Below are 20,019 nucleotides of genomic sequence, written 5' to 3'. Positions count from 1 at the left end.
GTGGCGCCGAAGCCAGACCCCCACACCGGGGTACACGCTAACACGAGCGTGTCGCGCCTCCGTATGGGGAGGACTCCCCACGACGTGAACATCTGCCGTCGGGCGGTCAGTCCTCGGCCGCTCGGTCCTTGCCCGCTCGATCCTCGGTCGTTCGATCCGGCTCCCTGGCGGCGTCGAGCAGCGCGAGGTCGTCGATGCTCACGAGCCGTGTCGCGACGGCGTACTCCACGAGTCGCGCTCGCCGGTTCGTCGCGAGCTTGCCGCGACCGCCGCGCAGACCGTCGACGCCGATGCGGTCGAGCTTCTCGCAGACGTTGTCGAGCTTGCGGTTGAAGGTCGTCATGTTCCAGCCGAGGCGGGCGGCCGCCTCGGCCGAGCTCGGCACGATCGCCCGCCCTCCGGCCGGCTGCGCCAGCACGTTCTCGGCGAGCGAGACCACGAGCAGCCGCTGACTCGAGGTGAGCGTCACGGGGAGGATCGTGGTGCCGCCGTCGGTGGGCGCTGCAGTGAGCGAGGTGTTGTAGAAGTCCTCTTCGGCGTGCACCGTGAAGTCGTAGGTCGTCGCACCGGCGCTGAACATCACGTGCACGGTCTGGAAGACGAGCGGAATCTTCGCTCCGGGTGCGAGCCAGGCCTGCACGCTGCCGGTCGCATCGGAGATCGTCGCCGACAGGATCTGCCCGACGTTCGAGAGCCACCAGAGCCCGAACTCCGACGACAGGGTCAGGAAGGTGCGGTGCAGGTAGGGGTTGTCGTCGATCGTGAGGTTCGACTCGCGCCCGATCGTGAACGGCTCCCCCACATCGACCGTGTACGACTCGCCGCAGTACTCGACGCGGAGCGGCCTCACGGCGTGCACCCCGTTCTCGGCTCGGACACCTTGCTGCCACGCTGCACTTGAACGTCGATACAGGTTCGGATGCCGGAGGAAGTGCCCTCGACCGTGATCGTCGAGCCCTCTGAGATCTGCGGGTCGCCGGAGCCGTCGGCGAGCGTCCACCGATAGCGGTCGCCGTCTTCTGCGTCGGCGTGGGACACCTCGAACGTGACGCTCGTGCCGTCGGGGCTCGCGACGCCGGTCGAGACGACGGGAGCGGGAACGCCCTGGGCGACGATCGCGTCCTCTCCACTCGGTTTCGCCGGTGCGGCCTCCGGCGGCGCCGACAGCGAGCCCGACATCGCGATCGCGATACCGATCACCGCCGCGATGACGACGCCGGCAACGATGCCGATGACCAGCCGAAGCCTGGCGGGCCGCTGCGCGGCCACCTGCGCGGGCGCTGCGGGGCCGGGGGCGGGTACGAACATCGATTCGGGCGCAGCGACCGGCGCCGGTGCGGGCACTGCTCGTGCCGGGCGCACGATCGTCGCGTCACCGACGGCATCGGCATCCGCATCCGCATCCGAGCCCGCCTGCCGGCGCACGACCGTCCCGTCGTCGACGATCCCCGCGGCGGCGGAGGCCGACGGCACCTGCGCCTGGATCTGCTGCGGTGACCTGGCCCGGGTGGCGTCGTCGTTCGGCACGACGGCCGCTGCACTCGGCGCCTGCGCCTCGACCGTGCGCACCGAGCGAGCCCGGGTGGCGTCGTCGTCGTCGGGCTCGGCCTCCTCGCGCGCGCTCGCGAGGTTGGGCACCTCGATGCTGGTGGCGGCGTACCCGAGTTCGAGCTCGACGCGCTGCAGTGCGCGAGCGAACTCGACGGCGCTCGGATACCGATCATCACGCCGGGCCGCCATGCCCTTGGCGAGCACCGCGACGAGGCTGCGGGGAACCTCGGGCCGGTCCATCGGCGTGATCGCCCCGCGCTCGATGCGGCCGATGAGGTCGAGCGAGCCGTTCGGCCGGCCGGGGATCTCGAAGGGCGTGCGGCCGGCGATGAGGGTGTGCACCGTGGCCGCAAGCGAGAACACGTCACTGCGCGTGTCGGGCCGGGGATCGTCTTCGAACATCTCGGGGGGCGACCAGGGCACGCTCATGCCCACCGCCGACTGGCCGGATGCGGTGTTCGACGAGAGTTCGTCGGCCGTCACGGTGTGCACGGGCAGCTCGCCCTCGAGGTTCGAGGAGATGCCGAAGTCGGTCAGCGCCGGCCAGCCGTAGGCGTTCGTGAGCACGTTCGCCGGCTTGATGTCACGGTGCAGGATGTCCGCGGAGTGCGCCGTCGCGATCGCGCCGGCGAGCCGCACCCCCGTGCGCAGCGTGTCTTCGATCGAGAGCGGTTGACGCTTGTACCGTTCGGCAAGGCTCGGCCCCGGACAGTACTCCATGACGAAGTACGGGCGGCCGTCGGCCGAGACGTCGGCGTGGAAGATCGTGACGATGAACGGATGCGCCGACAGTTGCGCCATCAGGTTCGCCTCTGCGACGAACTGCGCCTTGGTGTCGCGGCCGAGCCCTTCGGCGAGCAGCACCTTCACGGCGACCTTGCGGCGCGGCAGCTTCTGCTCGTAGAGGAAGACGTCGGCGAACCCGCCCGAGCCGAGCAGACCGTGCGGGGCGTAACCGGGGAGCTCTGGCGGCGTGGACGGGGCGCGTCGCATCAGCCGTCCACCACCTGGATGGTCCACCCGCCGCCGAGGTCGACCACGGTGCCGGTCAGCACCGGGGTCGGTTCGCCCGAGCGAAGCTTGACGGGGGTCTTGCCCGGAGCCACGACGTGCGTGCCGTTTCGCGAGTGCAGGTCGGTGATCACGACGGTGTCGCCCTCGAGGGCGAGCCGCACGTGGCTGCGCGAGATGTCGGGGTCGCCGAGTCCGATCGTGATGAGTCTCGGGATGCGCCCGCCCGACACCTTGCTGACGCTCGGCGCGCGGCCGAGCACGACCTCGTGGCCGATCGCCTCGAGTGCGCCGTCCGGCATCCTGATGCTCGCCTGCGCTGTGGTCACCGGCGCAGCAGGCGCTCCCCCGTCGGGCGTTGCGACGGGGCCTCGCGCGGCCCGTGCCTCGCGGAGCCGACGGATGTCGACGCTCGCGACCGTCATGCCGTCGTGGTCGCCGTCGACGGACGCATCGAGGGCCGGAGGAGCCGAGGGCGTGGCCGACGGCACCGCGATCGTCTCCTCGTCAGGCACCATCGTGAGTTCGACCGGCGCCGTGACGCGCGCGGGCTGCGCTGGCGGTGCCGGCGGTGCGGGCGGAGCAGGCAGCGCCACCGGAGCCGGCGGCGCGACCGGCGGGTCGGCCTTCGTCTCTGCCGGCGGGGTGACGGATGCCGCAGCGGCCCGTGGCGCCGACTGCTCGGGCACGATCGGCTCGACGCCGTCGGAGACGATGGAGCGCAGCGGCACGACGGCCTCGACGACGGGGAGCGGTACGGCAGCGTCATCCGCACCGCCATCGACGACCACCTCGATCGAAAAGGACCCGTCGAGCACGCGCTCGACCCAGGACGAGACGCCGGCGTCGTGGATCTCGTCGGACGCGGACCGCACGGTGATGGGGCCGCGCACCACGACGCGCGCCGATACGGGCGAGTCGCCCCGCACCACGAGGGCGAACGACGGTGTCGCGGCGAGCCCCTGTGCGGTGAGACGATCGAGCACGAGCGATGTCGGGTCCCCCGCACCGAGCTCGGACCAGAGTTCAGCGAGGCGATCGACCGCTTCGCTCGGCACGACCAGGATCACGCCCCCGCGAACCGCCGCGAACCATGCGGCCTCGGGGTCATGCCGATACGTCGCCATCTCCGCCTCCCTCAGTGCGAGGGCGCGTCTCTTCGACCGCTCTCGACAGTCTCCCGCGCCGATCGCGCGTCGTCTCGTCATCGTCGTCGTCGGCACCGAGCACGGATTCGACGACGACCGCCGTCACGTTGTCCCGACCGCCGTGGTCGAGTGCTGCATCGACGAGCTCACCGGCGAGTCCGGCGGCATGGCCGGCGTCGCCGGCAAGCATCTGCGCGATCGCGCGGTCGTCGACCTCTTTCGAGAGGCCGTCGCTGCAGACGAGGAACACCTGCCGACCGGCCGCCGGAATCAGCCACACATCGGGATCGACGAACTCGTCGGCCCCGAGCGCGCGGGTGATGACGTTGCGTTCGGGGTGGCGTTCGGCGTCTTCGGGCCGAATCAGCCCGGCGTCGACGAGTTCTTGCACTGCGGAGTGATCGACGCTCAACTGCTCGAGCGTGCGGCCGTCCCACGAATAGACGCGCGAGTCGCCGATGTTGAAGACCATCCAGTGGAATCCGGCGCCGTCGCCCGCATCGACGAGGGCGACTCCCGACAGGGTTGTTCCCGCGACCGCGGTGCCCTCTTCTCCGGCCTCGCTGAGGGCACGCACGGCTTCGTTCGAACTGTGGATCGCGTCGAGCACCTGCTCGGGCGTGGAGGGCACCCCGAATTCGAGATGCCGTGAGAACGTCTCGATCACGGCGCGACTCGCGGCATCGCCGCGGGCGTGCCCGCCCATGCCGTCGGCGACGAGATAGATGGGGGCTTCGGCGAGGAACGAGTCCTCGTTGACACTGCGTACTCGGCCGACATCGGTTCGCGCACTGTGCGCGATGAGCGCATCGCCTCGCGTCAGGGCGACGACGCCCTCGCCATCACCTGACACGGTACTCCTCGGGATCGAGTGGGAAGGGTGGCGACCGCAGCGATGCATCCGGCGCCGAGCCTCAACGGTAGCAACTCTCGGGGGGTGCCGATGACCTCGGCGTGGCGTTGCTCCCTTCGGGCGCCGTCTCACCCAGCCGCTGATTCCTCGGAATCGAGCTCCGTGAGCCCCTTCGCGATCTCGTCGAGCGCGGGCCGGCTCACGAGCCCGAACGCGAGGTTCGCGACCTGCACGAGGCTGAGCTCGAGCGCCTCGGGCGGCAGCGGCCCGTCGACCATGGGCCCGAGCACGCCGCGAACGACCCGCTTGGCCGGCGGATGCGCGAGCAACTCCGCGATGGGCGTGTTCACGGAGTAGCAGGAACCCGCGAACTCGTCGGCGACGATCGGGCCGGAGCGCGCAGACATCAACTGGGGCCAGTGCGCTTCGACGAGGAGATGCCGTGCCTCCACCTCCCCGGCGGCAGGCAGACCGAGACGGTCGAACTGCTCCGGCGGGGCATCCGCTGCACGCATGAGTCGAGTCATGAGCCGCGCCATCCGGAGTTCGAGTTCGGCATCGCGCAATGGATGCTCCTGCGCAGGGTCCGTCGACAGGTCGAAGAGCATCGTGCCGAACGCGTGCGGGTCCGCGTAGGCGTAGCCGGGCACGCGCAGCACGGGCATGCCCTTCGTGAAGGGAAGGGGTTCGACGAGCTCGGCCTCGCGCAGCACCTCGGCCGGCATGCGCCCGCGCATGAACGTGGGCATGAGGGTGTACTCGGCGAGCGGGGCGTTGCCTGCCTGAACCGGTGCGCGCAGGTAGGCGTACCTGCCATCGGTGACGTTCACGTGCCCGCCGAAGATGCCGAACAGGGCGCCGTCGCGGTGCTCGGTATCGTTCGCGATCGCGTCGACGAGCGGCACGCCCTGCATGTCGGCGCGCGGCTCGACGCCGAAGTACTCGAGCATCGTCGGACCGAGGTCGATCATCTGCACGAGCGCATCGCGGCGCTCGCCCTGCACGCCCGAGCGTGGATCCCAGATGAAGAGGGGCGTGTGAATGGTCTCCTCGTAGTAGGGCGGCACGTTCTTGCCGAGCCAGTCGTGCTCGCCGAGCAGCAGCCCATGGTCGGTGCAGACGACGAGCATCGTGTCGCGCCAGAGATCGTGCCGGTCGAACGCGTCGAGCACGCGGCCGAGCGATTCGTCGCACATCGAGAGCAGCGCGCTGTAGCGGGCACGCAGGTGCGCGAGCTCCTCGTCGCTCTCGCTCCGCGGCGCGTAGTCGGGCCAGTCGTACTCCGGCCCCTCGTACGCGGTGTCATAGAGCCGGTGGAAGCGCTCGCCGCTGAAGAACGGCTCGTGCGGGTCGAATGTCTCGATCTGCAGGAACCAGTCGTCGTCGTTCGCATTCGTCTCGATGAACTCGAGTCCGGCGTCGAAGGTGCGCCGCTGCGGGTGATCGGCCTCGTCGCGCAGATGCTGCCGGTTCACCTGGTCCTGCCGCCGCAGGGCGTGGTTCGACGCGAACGGCCGGATGCCGGAGAGGTCGGGGTCGGCGACCTGCCCCTTCCATTCGTCGCCCTCCTGGCCGCGGAAGAACTCGAAGGTATCGAACCGCGGATGGTACGTGGCCCCGCCGTCGAGCCAGTAGTGCTGGTGGTCGGTCACGAGGTGCGTGGTCACCCCGTGCTCGCCGAGCATCTCGGGCACCGAGTCGTCGAACGGCTCGAGCGGCCCCCACCCACGGTGCAGGAAGTTCAGGCGCCCGGTGTGCATCTCGCGGCGGGTGGGCATGCAGGGCATGCTGCCGCCGTACGACCGGTCGAACGTGACCGCGTGCTTCGCGAGGCGCTCGAACTGGGGCGCGTGCACGTCGCGGGCTCCGTAGGGAGGCAGGAACTGCCGATTCAGGGTGTCGAACATCACGACCACGAGCTTCATCGCACGCTCCTCACGCGGAAGATCAGGATGCCGCCGAGCAGCATGATCAGGGCGGCGACCGCGTAGAGCTCCCGGTAGCCGGCGACGCTCAGCACGAGCCACGCCACGAGTGGCGCGATCGGCAGGTGCTGGGCGGCGTTGATGAGGCCGAGGTCGCGAGCACGGTTGGTGCGGTCGGGCAGCACATCGGTGACGAGGGCCTGGTCGACGGACAGGAACACGCCGTAGCCGAGGCCGAGCAGCACTGCGGCGACGATCGACGCGTCCCAGGTCGGCACAGCTGCGAGCGTGAGTGCGGCCGCACCCTGCAGGGCCGCCGCGACGAGCACGAACACGCGGCGCGCGCGGAGCCGATCGGAGAGCATGCCGCCGATCCATCCGCTGAATCCGCAGGCCACGAGGTAGACGAGGATCAGCATCAGCATGCCGGTGTCGGGATCGTCGACGCGGAGCACGTCGGAGAGGAAATAGAGCAGGTAGGTCGTGCCGACGAGGTTGCCGGCGTTCACGAGCACGCGCGACGCCATCGCCCAGTAGTAGTCGTGATTCGGCCCGAGCGGCGGAACGCGCAGCGCGGCCGAGAATCGCTTCGGCGCAGCATCGGCCGGCGGTTCGGGGTCGCGGGAACCCAGCAGGAACGGCACCGCGCACCCGAGGGCGAGCAGCCCGATGATCGCCCAGCTGCCGCCCACGTCGGGTACGAGCATCGTGACGACCACCATGCCGATCGCCAACGCGAGCACCTGCGGAACGCCCATCGCGGCGGAGGCACGGCCGCGTTGGAAGCGCGGCACCTGATCGGCGATCACGGCCGAGAGCGCCACGAGCACGGCGGCCTGACCGAGCGAGACGAGCGCCATGAGCACGGCGATCGCCACCGGTTCCTGCTGGATGCCGACGAGCGCGAACGCGGTCCCCGACAGGAGGAACCCGCCGAGGACCCAGGCACGGCGACGCCAGCCGCTGAGCCGGGTGCGGTCGCTCAAGACGCCGAACAGCGGCACGGACACGAGGATCACGACGGATGCCTCGCCGATGAGGAAGGAGGTCAGGGCGACCTTGTCATCGGGGGCGACGACTGCCGCGAGCTTCGCCGTCATGAACTGCCCCGGCAACATGACGAGGAGCCAGAGGCCGAACCACGCGAGCCCGAAGCGGATGAGCCATCCGATCGAGACGCGGGGCGGCACCGGATCGGCGCGTTCGGCGCGGTTGCTCAGGGAGTCGGGCTCGGGCGCCCGGTCGACGTCGACCATGTAGGGAAGTATGAAGTGGGGCGACCGACTAAGTCAACCGTCCCACTTTCGCGGTCACCGCCCGTCGGCGTGCGAGTCCTCGGTGAAGTGCGGTACCTCGTCCATGAGCTTGTGCCCGCGCGACTTCGCGTCGAGTCGGGCCTTCACGAGGCTCGCGACGGTCGCGACCGCCATCGCCGCGAGGATGACGCCGAGCGACACCCATGTGGAGATCTCGGGCGCCCACTCGATGTGCTCGCCGCCGTTGATGAAGGGCAATTCGTTGACGTGCATCGCGTGCAGCACCAGCTTGACGCCGATGAAGGCGAGGATGAAGGCGATGCCGTACTTGAGGTACTCGAGTCGTTCGAGGAGGCCGCCGAGCAGGAAGTACAACTGGCGCAGGCCCATGAGCGCGAACACGTTCGCCGTGAACACGATGAACGCGCTCTGGGTGATGCCGAAGATCGCCGGAATCGAATCGAGGGCGAACAGCAGGTCCGTCGTGCCGATCGCGACGAAGACGATGAGCATCGGGGTGAAGAAGCGCTTGCCGTCGATGACCGTGCGGAGCTTGACCCCGTCGTACTCGTCGGTGAGCGCGACACGACGTCGGATGATCCGCACGACGAAGGTGTCGTTGTCGTCGTCGTCGTGGCCGCGCACCTGCTGGATCGCGGTCCACACGAGCCAGGCGCCGAAGATGTAGAAGATCCACGAGAAGTTCTCGATGAGCGAGGCGCCGAGCAGGATGAAGATGCCGCGCAGCACGAGTGCGATGATGATGCCCACCATCAGCACCTCCTGTTGCAGTTTTCGCGGCACCGCGAACCTCGCCATGATGATGACGAACACGAAGAGATTGTCGATCGAGAGGCTGTACTCCGTGAGCCATCCGGCGAGGAACTGGCCGGCGAACTCGCCGCCCGCGAAGAGGTACATGAGCCCCGCGAAGACGAGGGCGAGCACGACGTAGAAGGTCACCCACAGCGTGGACTCCTTCATCGACGGCACGTGGGGGCGCTTCAGTACGAGCAGGAGATCAGCGACGAGGATCAGCGTCAGGACGACGAGGGATCCGACTTCGAACCAGACGGGGAGGTCGAGCAACGTGGGTGCCTTTCGGAGTTGGCGGGGACGACGGAATCCGAAAGTCTCTCCCCCTGCTGATTCGCAGGCCCACGACCGGAGCGTCGGCGACGACACTCGTACTGACGATCGTGGGTTGAGGCCGAGCCTCGCGGGATACTCCCCTTCGCTCCGGCGAGTCTACTCGACCCCGCCGTGAGCTCGGGCCGAGGATTGCGACGCAACGCAGAAAGCCCTCGCTCATGCGAGGGCTTTCTGCGGCGTTGTCGCGATGTGTCACAGACGTGACCCCAGCGGGATTTGAACCCGCGCTGCCGCCGTGAGAGGGCGGTGTCCTAGGCCGCTAAACGATGGGGCCGAATCGACAACTTGAAGATTATGACACAGCTCCGGGGGCGCCGCAAAATCGAGGCGGCCGCGGCATCCGCTCGCGTGACGGTGCTCGAACGCGTCGCGAACCACCGCCGCTCAGACGTGGACCGAGAGCGCTCCCGGCACGATCTCGACGTCGATCGGAAGCTGCCCGATGCGCTCCCCGTCGGCATAGGCGACGATGCCCTCGGCCTCGATGCGCACCTCGCGCCCGGAGAGGAATTCGACCGCGGGGTGATCGGTGTGGCGCCCCGCGAACACCTTCGGGAAGACAGCGATGAACCGTGCCCGCGAGAGCGGATGCACGATGAAGACGTCGAGCAGCCCGTCGGAGAGATCGGCGTGCGGCACGATGCGCATGCCGCCGCCGAGCGAGGAGTTGTTGGCCACCGAGACGAGCATCGCCCGCTGCTCGCGTCGCACGCCGTCGATCGTGATCGTGTAGCGACGGGGGCGGAACGTGACGAGCTCGCGCACCATCGCGAGCGTGTACCTGCTCGGCCCCCTCGGGCGGACCATCAGGTTCGCCCGCTCGTTGACGACGGCGTCGAATCCCGCCGAGACGATGCACGCGAACCAGGTCCGCAGATTTCCGTGCCGGATCACGCCGGCGTCGATCGCGCGAGGCGGCCGGGCGAGCGCCCCGACGAGCGCCTCCGTCGCGGCGCCCGGGTCCTCGTGCGGCAGCCCGAGCCCGCGCGCGAGATCGTTTCCCGTGCCCGCGGCGACGATGCCCAGCGGCACGCCCGTACCCGCGACGAGGTTCACCCCGAGCGAGACCATGCCGTCGCCGCCCACGACGACCAGACCGTCGGTGCCGAGCGCGAAGGCCGATTCGGTCTCGCGTCGCAGCAGTTCGAAATTGGCCTCGCGGAGCACGGAGACCTCGTACCCCTCGCGCATCAGCCGCTCGGCCACCGCCGGGCCGACGGCGCGGTTCCTGCCGAAGGACGCGGCGGGATTGATCGCGACGAGGAGTCGCCGTGGAGCGCTGGCCATGGTGCGATTCTGGCAGGCAGGCGCCTTGCGCGGGGATGCGACCAGGTGTTGGCTCGAACCATGCGCCTCACCAAACTCGAACACGCCGCCCTCGTCATCGAGGAGTCCGGCGGCGAGCTGTACGTCGACCCGGGCAAGTTCACGAGACCCGTGCCGGCATCGGCCGGCGCCGTCGCCGTCGTCATCACCCACCGGCACGACGACCACTGGACCCCCGAGCAGCTCACCCGCATCGTCGCGGCCAACCCCGAGGCGCGCATCTTCGGTCCGGCGGGCGTCGCGGCCGCGGCGACGGGGTTCGCGGTCGAGACGGTCGAAGCGGGCGACACCGTGGAGGTCGGCCCGTTCCGGTTGCGATTCTTCGGCGGCCGGCACGCCGTGATCCACCCCTCGATCCCCGTGATCGACAACCTCGGCGTGCTCGTGAACGATGCGATCTACTACGGCGGCGACTCGTTCACGGTGCCCGGCGTTCCGGTCGAGGTGCTCGCCGCACCGGCGGCCGCGCCCTGGATGAAGATCAGCGAATCGATGGACTACGTCGTCGAGGTCGCACCCCGTCGGGCGTTCCCGACCCACGAGATGGTGCTCTCCCCGGCGGGGATGGCGCTCTCGAACGTGCGGCTCGCCTGGGCGACCGAGCAGGGCGGCGGCGAGTATCTGCCACTCGAGCCGGGCGACGCGATCGAGGTCTGAACGCGCTCCGCCTGCCTCAGGCGCCGGATGCCTCGGGGCTCTCGACGCTCACGAGGAACGTCTGCGCTCGCGGCGAGACGAGCGGGGTCATCCGCAACTCGACGCGAAGCCGTCCGGTCGCACCGGGCAGGAACCAGACGAGGTGGTCGGGCGAATCGCCGGCCGCGTCGACGGCCTGCGTGCTCGCCCCGATCCGTCCGCCGATGGCAGCCCACGCCGTCTCGATCGCGGCCCGGCGCTCGTCGTACGGCACGTCGAGGGCGACATTCGTCGCGAGCACGGCCGACGCGGCGGCATCCGACCACTCGTTCACGAGTGCGCTGACGGCGACGGACGCGTCGAGAGTCTCGGGCCACGGCGCCGCTGCCGGCGACAGCGGGCGCGTCGCCTCGGCCGCTTCGAGCACGAGCTTCAGCGCCCGTTCGGCCCCCTGCGAGACTCGTGCCGTCGTCGCGTTCTCGAACGCGACGACGCCCAGGCCGGATGCCTCGTGCCAACGCATGTGCGCGCTGAATCCGGGATAGCCCCCGGAGTGGGAGGCGATCGCACCGAAGCGATCGTCGTATTCGACGAAGAGGCCGAACCCGTAGCCGAACACCTTCTGCGGCGCGGTGGCGGCGGCCGGGTCCTGCCGCTTGGCGGCGACTCGCGCGAGCTGCTGCATCTCGCGCCGACTGGCGGCGCTGAGCGGACCGCTGTCGTCGCCGGCCCTCGCCGAGGCGAGCCACACGGCCCATTCGGCGAGGCTTCTCGCCGAGGCGAAGAGTCCCCCGATCGCGGAGAACACACCGGGTCCGGTGAACGGGAGCGGGAGCCATCCGTCATCGCCGACCCGACGATGGCCCGTCGCGAGCGGCACCGCGGCGTCGGCCGGCCGATCGAAGCGCACGTCGAGCCCGAGCGGCTCGATGAGTTCGCGCGTCACGAAGTCGGTGAAGGTCGATCCCGAGACGCGTTCGACGACCTGGCCGAGCACGGCATAGCCGAGATTCGAGTACTCGAATCCGGTGCCGGGCACCGCAGAGCATCGAATACCGGCGGCGAGCATGGCGTCGAACTCGTCGCGGGTCATGGACTCCTCGCGATCGGCCCACGGATCATCGGTCGGGAGCCCGCCCGACATCGTCATGAGCATGCGCACGGTCGGACCGACGGCGCCCCCGCCCGGAACCTCGGGCGAGAACTCGGGCACGAAGGAGCGCGCCGGGGTGTCGAGGTCGAGGAGGCCCCGCTCGCGGAGCAGGAGCAGGGCGGCCGCCGTGAAACTCTTCGTGCAGCTCGCGATGCGGAACAGCGTGTCGGGGCCCGGTTCCGGGCCGCGTGCCGGGTGCGACGGGTCGAGCGAGGTCACGCCGGCACCGCCGCTCGCGACGACGCCGCCACGATCGAAGACGGCCCAGCTCGAGCCCGGAGCAGTGTTCGCGGCGATCCGCTCGGTGAAGACCGCCTCGACGGCACGCAGTGCGTCGGCGGCGATGGTCATGGCGCTCCTTCGTTGTGGGCCCGTCTGCGTGATGGGCCCGTCTTCGTGATGGGCCCGTCGGCGCCGGCCCGCACCCAGCGTACAAGTCGGAGGTTTCGCACGAGAACGCGCCCGCTGCCTGTGGCACTCCGACAACGTCACCCGCACAGCGGCCGTCTCCGTTGGCGATTCGCACACATCTTCATCGGAGTGCATTGACGAAATCTCACGCGCTGATACGTTCATGTCACTCCGGGGTCGATCCGCGCCCCGTGCCCCGCCGTTCGGCCCACCCACGCCGTATCAGGGGCTGCGACCACAGCACCCGGTCGCGAATCCTGCACCCCCGTTTCGGCGCGCTCACTCGCGCGCCCGCACATCTGGAGTCTCAATGACGAGAATCGAACCCGCCTCCGAGCACGAGCACGGCGTCGGACTCAAGATCGCCGTCGCCGTGCTCGCGCTCGCGCTCGCAACGATGACGGCCCTCTTCCTGCTCACGACGAGCCAGCTCGCGAGCGGTTCCGAGCAGCTTGCCGCGGGAGCCTCCCAGACGAGCGACGGCTCGCTCGCGGTGGCCAAGGGAGCAGGCGAGCTCTCGGCCGGCAGCAAGCAGTTGAACGACGGCGCCGCGGATGCCGCGGCCGGCGCGATCTCGCTCGAGACCGGGGCAGCTTCGGCGTCGCTCGGCGCCGAACAGGTGCGAGCAGGCGCGAGCGAGGCAGCGACCGGTGCAGTGTCCCTCGCCACCGGTGCGGCCGAGGCGGCGACCGGGGCTGCCGAACTGAGCGCAGGCGCCAATGAAGCCGCGGCCGGCGCTGCCGAACTCGCCACCGGCGCCGGGGAGCTCGCAACCGGTGCCCAGCAGATCGCGCAGGGCGCGGCTCAGGCGGACTCGAGCATCCCACTGCTGCGGGGCGGCCTCGGCGACCTTGCGACCGGCGTCGACGCCTTCGACGCGCAGACCGACGCCTACATCGCGAACGAGACCGCGAACATGCTGGGCGGGCTCCAAATGCTCGACGCAACGCTCGCGAGCCTGCAGGCCGATCTCGACCTGACGAACCCCGAGACCGCGACGAAATACGGCACGCTTGCACATACCTCAGCAGAGCTCACGAAGGGCGTTTCCGCGCTCCAGACCGACGGCCCCGCTCTGCTCGACGGTGGCTTCATGCAACTGCACGCGGGAATCGGCCAGGTCGACGCCGGTCTCGTCGAGTTCGACACGACCGCCACCTCCGTGCTGGCCGCGAAGACGAACGAACTCGCCGGCGGGGCGGCCTACCTGGCAAGCAAGACCGGCGAGCTGAGCACCGGCGCGGCGGAGATCTCCTCCGGCGCAGGTTCGCTCCTCGACGGCGCGTTCGAACTCGCCGGCGGCGCCGATGAGCTGGCGGTCGGAGCGAACACGCTGAGCACCGGCGCAACGGACCTCGCGACCGGAGCGAAGGAGCTGTCCACCGGCGCCTCCGCGCTGGCAGACGGCACCGGCGAGCTCGAAGACGGGTCCGCGACGCTCGCGAGCGGAGCCTCCGAGCTCGCGACCGGCTCAAGCGAGCTGAGCGAGGGGAACGCACTCGTCGCCGAGGGCAGTGAGACGCTCGCGAACGGCGCCGCCGGGGTCTCCCCCGCGACGATGGTGCCGTGGCTTCTCGTCGCCCTCGGTCTCGGTGCGGCCGCGATCGCCGGCTGGATCACGCACCGCGTGCGCTTCGCCCGACGGGAGTCGGTCACCGCCTGACCACGCCGGATCGCCGCGTCACTCGCCCCCGGTGTTCGGGTCCGGCGCCGAAGGCGCCACCCCGGGCACCGGGGCCCTCGCCGCCACAGGCTGGGTCGGGCCGATGACCGAGAACGCATCTCCGCCGTACTTCGCGGCCGCCACCGACATGACCATCGGCCACATGCGGTGGCGGGCAGTCGCGGCAGTGCCGCTGTCGAAGGAGATGCCGCGTTGGTTCGCGTCGCCGATGAGACTCACGACACCCGCCACCGTCGCCACCTTCGAGCTGGCGCCCGCCATCCAGGTGTCCTTGTTGCCGTCGGTCGTACCGGTCTTGCCGATCAGCGGCACGTACGGCCGCACGCCGCTGTTCGACGAGGACCCCGTGCCGCTGGCCATCACGGCCTGCATCGCGTAGTGCATGGCGGCGGCCACCTCTGGCGAGACCGCAGGCGAGCAGGTCGACGTCGGCACCGCGACCTCGTTGCCTTCGCGATCGACGATGCGGTCGATCGCGATCGGGCTGCACGCGACACCGTTGTTCGCGATGCCGGCGAACGCAATCGCGAGGCTGAGCGGCGCGACCTCGTTGGTACCCAGCACCGACGACGGCCCCTGCTGAAGCGGATCGCCATCCGCCCGGTGCATGCCGAACGCCTCAGCCGTCTTGCGGATGCCGCAGAGGTCGAGCAGCTTCGCCATGCCGATGAAGCCGGTGTTGATCGATCCGATGGTCGACTCGAGCGCCGAGTAGTTGGCGCCCGCCTCGTTGGCGTCGTTCTTCGGGTTCCAGTTCTCTGAGTTGGTGTTGATGGGGCCGTTGCAGCTGTCGTTGAAGACACCCCAGTTCGCCTTCGGCTTGGAATCGACGCGCTCGTTCAGCGCATGCCCCTCGTTCAGCCACTGTGCCAGCGTGAACACCTTGTAGGTCGACCCCGGCTGGAACCCGCTCGACCCGCCCTGCGTGAAATCAGTGTTGTAGTTGACGCTCGTGTATTGCGGCCCGGTCTCGAGCACTTTCGGATCCTGGCTGTACACCTTGTTCTGCGCCATGGCGAGCACCCGGCCGGTGCCCACCTCCACACTCGAGATCACACCGCCGACGTCCCACCCGGGGTAGGTCTGCGGCACGTGCTGAGCGATCGCACCCACCGCGGCTGCCTGCAGATCGGGATCGAGCGTCGTGTAGACGTCGTATCCACCGCGGCGGAAGTTGCGCATGCGAGTCTCATCGTCTTCGCCGAACGTCGGATCCGTGAGCAGGATGTTCTTCACGTAATCGCAGAAGTACGCGGAGTCCGCCGCGGTCTGACAGCCGGTGCTCGGCTCCTGGATGGCGGGCGTGATCGGCGTCGCGATCGCGGCGTCGTACTCCTCCTGCGTGATCTTCTTCTCGTCGAGCATGTGGAAGAGGATGTAGTCGCGACGCTCCTTGTTCCTCGCATAGCCGTTCGCCGCACCGTTCGCTTCGTTCTCGGGTCGGTCGAGCTGGAACTCGGCGGGGTTGTTGACGATCGCGAGGAGCGACGCGGCTTGAGCGAGCGTGAGAGCCGCCGCGGTCGTCGAGTAGTAGTAGTTGGCCGCCGCCTCGATGCCGTAGACGGTGCCGCCGAAGCCCGCGATGTTCAGGTAGCCGAGCAGGATCTCGCTCTTCGAATACCGCTTCTCGACACCGATCGCGAGTCGCATCTCCTTCAGCTTGCGCTCGATGCCGGCGCTGCCGGCGGATTCGGTGGCCTGCTCGTAGCATTCGACCTTCTCGGCCTCGACGAGAACGAGCCGTTCGTCGAAGGTCAGTGCCTCGGCTTCCTCCTCGGTGAGATCGGCGACGGCAGCGACGTGTGCCTCCGCTTCGCACTCCTGCACGCGCACGTTCTTCACGTACTGCTGCGCGATCGAGGATCCGCCCTGCGTGTTGCCACCGGCCGCGGTCGTCACGGCCGCGCGAATGGTGCCCTGCAGATCCACGCCGCCGTGGTCGTAGTACCGCGGGTCTTCAGCGGCGATCGCGGCATCCTTCACATACTGATTGACGGAATCCCAGCCGACCTCGACACGGTTCTGGTCGTAGAACGAGGCGAGGAGCACCGGCGATCCGTCGCTCGCGGTGGCGTAGATGTTGCTCTTCTCCGAGAGCTCGTCGATCTCGAGGTAGCCCGGAAGGTTCTCGAACATGCCGATGGTTCCGGATGCCGCGATGCCGACGGTCGCGAGGGCCGGCGTCACCCCGGCGACGACGAGCATGGCGACGCCGACGCTCGCTGCAACGAGGCCCACGAGCCCGCCGACGACACCGACCGGCGTACGCGTCTCCTGAAAGTCACGATTCCGCATGTTCCCAGAACCCATGGCTCACCCAATCCCCGTCGGCGTCTCGCGATCGCGGCCGAGCCGGTAGGGAGGCTCGAGCAGTGCGGACACCTTCAATGGAACATCAGCACCCCTCGGATGTCCAGCCGACGCGCGTCTCGTCGTGATGAGCCCCGCCCGAGGGCGCTGTTAGCCTCGACGGAAAGGCTCATCCGCCCGACGAGAGGAGCGGCCCGTGACGATCGTGGCCGAACCCTCGAGCACGAACGACATCTTCACGATCGGGCATTCAACGCATACGTTCGATGACTTCGTCGATCTGCTGCGGGGCGCCGGTGTGACCGCGATCGTGGATGTGCGCCGGCTGCCCGGGTCCAGCCGATTTCCGCAGTTCAACGAGGATGCGCTCGCGGCGGAGCTTCCCGAGCGAGCGATCGCCTACCACCGCATCGCCGCACTCGGCGGTCGCCGAGGGCGGCAAGCCGACGTGCCCGCCGAAGAGAACGCCTTCTGGCAGAACCGGAGTTTCCACAACTACGCCGACTACGCGTCGACCGGCGCGTTCCGACAGGGACTCGACGAGCTGCTCGCCATGGCGCAGCACGAGCACCTCGCCGTCATGTGCTCGGAGGCGGTGTGGTGGCGATGCCATCGGCGCATCATCGCCGACCACCTGCTTGCTCACGGCGCCACCGTTCGACACGTCATGCCTGGCGGGAAGACCCGGCCGGCGGAGCTCACGCCGGGAGCCGTCATCCGAGACGGCACGGTGGAGTATCCGTAGACGGCTCGCCTCCAAGCCCGGCCGGTCGGCTACGCGGTGCTCACGGATAACGGCCGCCGACCGCAACGGTCTTCCGGTTGAGAACGGATCGGCGAAGCATGACTTCGCCGCGGACTTCCGCCAGTTTCACTGCTGGGGTACCTGGACTCGAACCAAGAACAACGGTACCAGAAACCGCCGTGTTGCCAATTACACCATACCCCAATGGCCGAAACCGAAGTTCCCGGCCGACATGTAACTCTAGCCTACGGCGTGACCCCCGCCAAACCGGCGAGCGGCGCGGGTCGCCCGCGGGTCACGCGATCAGCGCCGCCAGGCGATCGATGCGCTCGATCGAGTCGACCTTGCCGAGAATCTGCATGGATTCGAAGAGCGGGGGCGAGATTCGCCGCCCCGAGATCGCCGTGCGCACCGCGCCGAAGGCCACTCGCGGCTTCAGCGCCAGACCGTCGATGAGCGCCGCGCGCAGTGCCTCCTCGATCTGATCGTGCGTCCACTCCCCGGCCGGCAGGCGGTCGAGCGCCTCTCGCGCCGCCGCCAGCACCGCCGGAGCATCAGCGGTCAGGGCGGCGACGGCCGCCTCGTCGAACTCGAGTCCCGCGGCATCCGTGAACAGGAAGCCCAGCATTGCGGGCGCCTCGCCGAGCATGGCGATGCGCTCCTGGATGAGCGGCGCACCCTCGGCGAGCACCGCCTGCTCGCCCGGAGTGATCGGGGTCGACACGGCACCGGCCGCCTGCAGATACGGGACGGTTCGCGCCGCGAAGTCGGTGACATCCAGCTGGCGGATGTGGTCGCCGTTGATCGACTCGGCCTTCTTCAGGTCGAAACGCGCCGGGTTCGGATTGACGTTCGCGACGTCGAACGCGGCAACCAGCTCGTCGCGCGAGAAGACGTCGCGATCGGCCGAGAAGCCCCAGCCGAGCAGCGCGAGGTAATTGACGAGCCCCTCGGGGATGAACCCGCGGTCGCGGTGGTGGAACAGGTTCGACTCGGGGTCGCGCTTGGAGAGCTTCTTGTTGCCCTCGCCCATGACGTAGGGCAGGTGGCCGAAGCGCGGCACGAACGAGGTCACGCCGATGTCGATGAGCGCGTGGTACAGCGCGATCTGACGCGGCGTCGACGAGAGCAGGTCTTCACCGCGCAGCACGTCGGTGATGCCCATGAGCGCATCGTCGACCGGGTTCACGAAGGTGTAGAGCGGCGCCCCGTTCGGCCGGACCACGACGAAGTCGATCGTCGACCCGATCGGGAAGTCGATGCGCCCGCGCACGAGGTCGTCGAAGCCGAGGTCGGTCTCGGGCACGCGCAGGCGCAGTGCAGGCTCGCGCCCCTCTGCGCGGAATGCCGCCTTCTGCTCTTCAGTGAGATCGCGGTCGAAGTTGTCGTAGCCGAGTTGCTTCGGCCGGCCGTTCGCCGCATTGCGAGCGTCGATCTCTTCAGCGGTCGAATACGACTCGTAGAGGTGACCCGAGGCCTTCAGCCGCTCGATGATCTCGAGGTAGGTCTCACCGCGCTGCGACTGCCGGTACGGCCCGTGCGGCCCGCCGACGTCGATGCCCTCATCCCAGGTGAGGCCGAGCCAGTTGAGCGCGTCGAGAAGCTGTGCGTAGCTCTCTTCACTGTCGCGAGCGGCGTCGGTGTCTTCGATGCGGAACACGAAGGTGCCGCCGGTGTGACGCGCGTAGGCCCAGTTGAACAGGGCGGTGCGTACGAGGCCGACGTGCGGCGTGCCGGTCGGCGATGGGCAGAAGCGCACGCGGATGTCGCCGCCGGTCGCCGTGGTCGTGGGGTGAGCTGTCTCAGACATACGCTCCAATGCTACCGATCGGCGCGGTGCTCTCGATCGGCGAGCGATTCGAGCGCGGCGAGCGCCGCGGCAACGGCGGGCACGCGCTCGGCCCCGCGCGCAGTCACGAGGTGGAGCGATCGCACGTCGGCGCGAGCGGTGGGCCGCGCGACCACGTCGTCGTGCCGCGGTGAGGCGGCGAGGGCGAGAGCCGGCAGCAGCGCGACACCGAGCCCCTGGGCGACCATGCCCTCGACGGCGACGAAGTTGTCGGTCTCGAAGGCGATGCGCGGCACGAATCCCGCAGCACCGGCGAGTTCGAGCAGGTGCCCGCGGCAGCGCGGGCAGCCCGCGATCCAGGGCTCGTCGCGCAAGGTGCCGAGATCGACGAGGTCGGATGCCGCGGCGGCATGCCCCGCGGGCAGCACGAGTCGCATCGGCTCGTCGCCGAAGCTGCGCACATCGAGCCCCCTCGCACTCGCCTGGTGCGGGTCGTCGCGGTCGCCCGGGTAGCTGAAGGTGATCGCGAGGTCGGCCCGATCCGTGCGCACGGCACGTACCGCCTCGGGCGGTTCGGCTTCGACGTACGAGACGTCCATGCCGGGGTGCGCAACGGTGAGCGCGGCGATGAGTCTCGGCACGAGCGTCGCCGAGGCAGAGGGAAACGCCACGATCCGCACCCGCCCCGCCCGAAGCCCGCGGATCTCGGCGAGCTCGCCGGCGGCGGCGTCGAGGGTCGCCGCGACGTCTCGCGCGCGCCGCGCGAGCACCCGACCCGATTCGGTCAGACGGATGCCGCGCCCGACCCGTTCGACGAGGGCGATGCCGGTGCGCTCCTCGAACCGTCGCAACTGCTGGCTCACCGCGGGTTGGCTGTACCCGAGTTGCTCGGCCGCGGCCGTGAGCGAACCGTGCTCGGCGATCTCGTGCACGACGCGAACCGTCTGCAGGTCGAGGGCCGCAGCAAGGGCGTCGATCGAGGCATCCGACATGACTGAATCATAATCCCGGCGCATGAATATGATCAGTCACCGGGCCTTGTCGAATGAATGAGCCGGGCCGAGACTGG

General features: G+C 69.3%; 15 protein-coding genes and 2 tRNA genes. 3 read left to right on the top strand and 14 right to left on the bottom strand.

Annotation, left to right across the window (positions count from 1 at the left end):
* Window positions 1-106: 106 nt before the first annotated feature.
* The 9 genes from FHG54_RS08180 to FHG54_RS08140 form a co-directional block, all read right to left on the bottom strand.
* Entirely contained in the window at window positions 107-850 is a 744-nt protein-coding gene (locus tag FHG54_RS08180; RefSeq protein WP_139416837.1) for a hypothetical protein, read from the bottom strand.
* On the bottom strand, window positions 847-2,544 hold the full coding sequence (locus FHG54_RS08175) for a serine/threonine-protein kinase (RefSeq protein WP_139416836.1): 1,698 nt from the start codon (window positions 2,542-2,544) through the stop codon (window positions 847-849). Before FHG54_RS08175 ends, FHG54_RS08180 begins: the two co-directional genes overlap by 4 nt.
* Window positions 2,544-3,689, bottom strand: coding sequence for an FHA domain-containing protein (locus FHG54_RS08170; protein ID WP_139416835.1), 1,146 nt, complete (start codon window positions 3,687-3,689; stop codon window positions 2,544-2,546). Before FHG54_RS08170 ends, FHG54_RS08175 begins: the two co-directional genes overlap by 1 nt.
* Window positions 3,670-4,563: a PP2C family protein-serine/threonine phosphatase gene (locus FHG54_RS08165; protein WP_232331270.1), complete on the bottom strand. Its 894-nt coding sequence runs from the start codon at window positions 4,561-4,563 to the stop codon at window positions 3,670-3,672. Before FHG54_RS08165 ends, FHG54_RS08170 begins: the two co-directional genes overlap by 20 nt.
* Window positions 4,564-4,691: 128 nt before the next feature.
* Complete coding sequence (locus FHG54_RS08160; RefSeq protein ID WP_139416833.1) at window positions 4,692-6,488, bottom strand: sulfatase; 1,797 nt, start codon at window positions 6,486-6,488, stop codon at window positions 4,692-4,694.
* Entirely contained in the window at window positions 6,485-7,744 is a 1,260-nt protein-coding gene (locus FHG54_RS08155; protein WP_139416832.1) for an MFS transporter, read from the bottom strand. Before FHG54_RS08155 ends, FHG54_RS08160 begins: the two co-directional genes overlap by 4 nt.
* A gap of 54 nt (window positions 7,745-7,798) precedes the next feature.
* Window positions 7,799-8,833: a TerC family protein gene (locus FHG54_RS08150; protein WP_139416831.1), complete on the bottom strand. Its 1,035-nt coding sequence runs from the start codon at window positions 8,831-8,833 to the stop codon at window positions 7,799-7,801.
* Window positions 8,834-9,097: 264 nt separating this feature from the next.
* Window positions 9,098-9,170: transfer RNA gene (locus FHG54_RS08145), tRNA-Glu, on the bottom strand.
* Between the two features lie 110 nt (window positions 9,171-9,280).
* Window positions 9,281-10,183, bottom strand: coding sequence for a diacylglycerol/lipid kinase family protein (locus FHG54_RS08140; RefSeq protein WP_139416830.1), 903 nt, complete (start codon window positions 10,181-10,183; stop codon window positions 9,281-9,283).
* A 60-nt stretch (window positions 10,184-10,243) separates the two neighbouring features.
* On the opposite strand from FHG54_RS08140, the gene FHG54_RS08135 reads away from it, so the two are divergent.
* Entirely contained in the window at window positions 10,244-10,879 is a 636-nt protein-coding gene (locus tag FHG54_RS08135) for an MBL fold metallo-hydrolase (RefSeq protein ID WP_139416829.1), read from the top strand.
* 16 nt (window positions 10,880-10,895) lie between these two features.
* On the opposite strand, the gene FHG54_RS08130 is transcribed toward FHG54_RS08135, so the two are convergent.
* Window positions 10,896-12,362 carry a serine hydrolase domain-containing protein gene (locus FHG54_RS08130; RefSeq protein WP_168197149.1) on the bottom strand — a complete coding sequence of 489 codons (1,467 nt, stop codon included), beginning with the start codon at window positions 12,360-12,362 and terminating at the stop codon, window positions 10,896-10,898.
* A gap of 370 nt (window positions 12,363-12,732) precedes the next feature.
* Here FHG54_RS08130 and FHG54_RS08125 point away from each other — a divergent pair, with 370 nt between their 5' ends.
* Window positions 12,733-14,085, top strand: a complete 1,353-nt coding sequence (locus FHG54_RS08125; RefSeq protein ID WP_168197148.1) for a hypothetical protein — start codon at window positions 12,733-12,735, stop codon at window positions 14,083-14,085.
* A gap of 18 nt (window positions 14,086-14,103) precedes the next feature.
* Here FHG54_RS08125 and FHG54_RS08120 read toward each other — a convergent pair whose 3' ends face one another.
* Complete coding sequence (locus FHG54_RS08120; protein ID WP_168197147.1) at window positions 14,104-16,401, bottom strand: transglycosylase domain-containing protein; 2,298 nt, start codon at window positions 16,399-16,401, stop codon at window positions 14,104-14,106.
* Window positions 16,402-16,612: 211 nt separating this feature from the next.
* On the opposite strand from FHG54_RS08120, the gene FHG54_RS08115 reads away from it, so the two are divergent.
* A complete protein-coding gene (locus FHG54_RS08115) occupies window positions 16,613-17,161 on the top strand; it encodes a DUF488 domain-containing protein (RefSeq protein WP_233437730.1) in 549 nt (182 codons plus the stop codon).
* Between the two features lie 132 nt (window positions 17,162-17,293).
* On the opposite strand, the gene FHG54_RS08110 is transcribed toward FHG54_RS08115, so the two are convergent.
* From FHG54_RS08110 to FHG54_RS08100, 3 genes are all read right to left on the bottom strand, one after another.
* Window positions 17,294-17,365 (bottom strand) — tRNA-Gln (locus tag FHG54_RS08110).
* 91 nt (window positions 17,366-17,456) lie between these two features.
* Window positions 17,457-18,971: a glutamate--tRNA ligase gene (gene gltX / locus FHG54_RS08105; RefSeq protein ID WP_139416825.1), complete on the bottom strand. Its 1,515-nt coding sequence runs from the start codon at window positions 18,969-18,971 to the stop codon at window positions 17,457-17,459.
* An 11-nt stretch (window positions 18,972-18,982) separates the two neighbouring features.
* Complete coding sequence (locus FHG54_RS08100; protein ID WP_139416824.1) at window positions 18,983-19,942, bottom strand: LysR family transcriptional regulator; 960 nt, start codon at window positions 19,940-19,942, stop codon at window positions 18,983-18,985.
* Between the last annotated feature and the right edge of the window lie 77 nt (window positions 19,943-20,019).

The sequence above is a fragment of the Agromyces laixinhei genome (assembly GCF_006337065.1).
Taxonomy (GTDB): Bacteria; Actinomycetota; Actinomycetes; order Actinomycetales; family Microbacteriaceae; genus Agromyces; species Agromyces laixinhei.
This window is presented reverse-complemented; position numbering and strand designations above follow the sequence as displayed.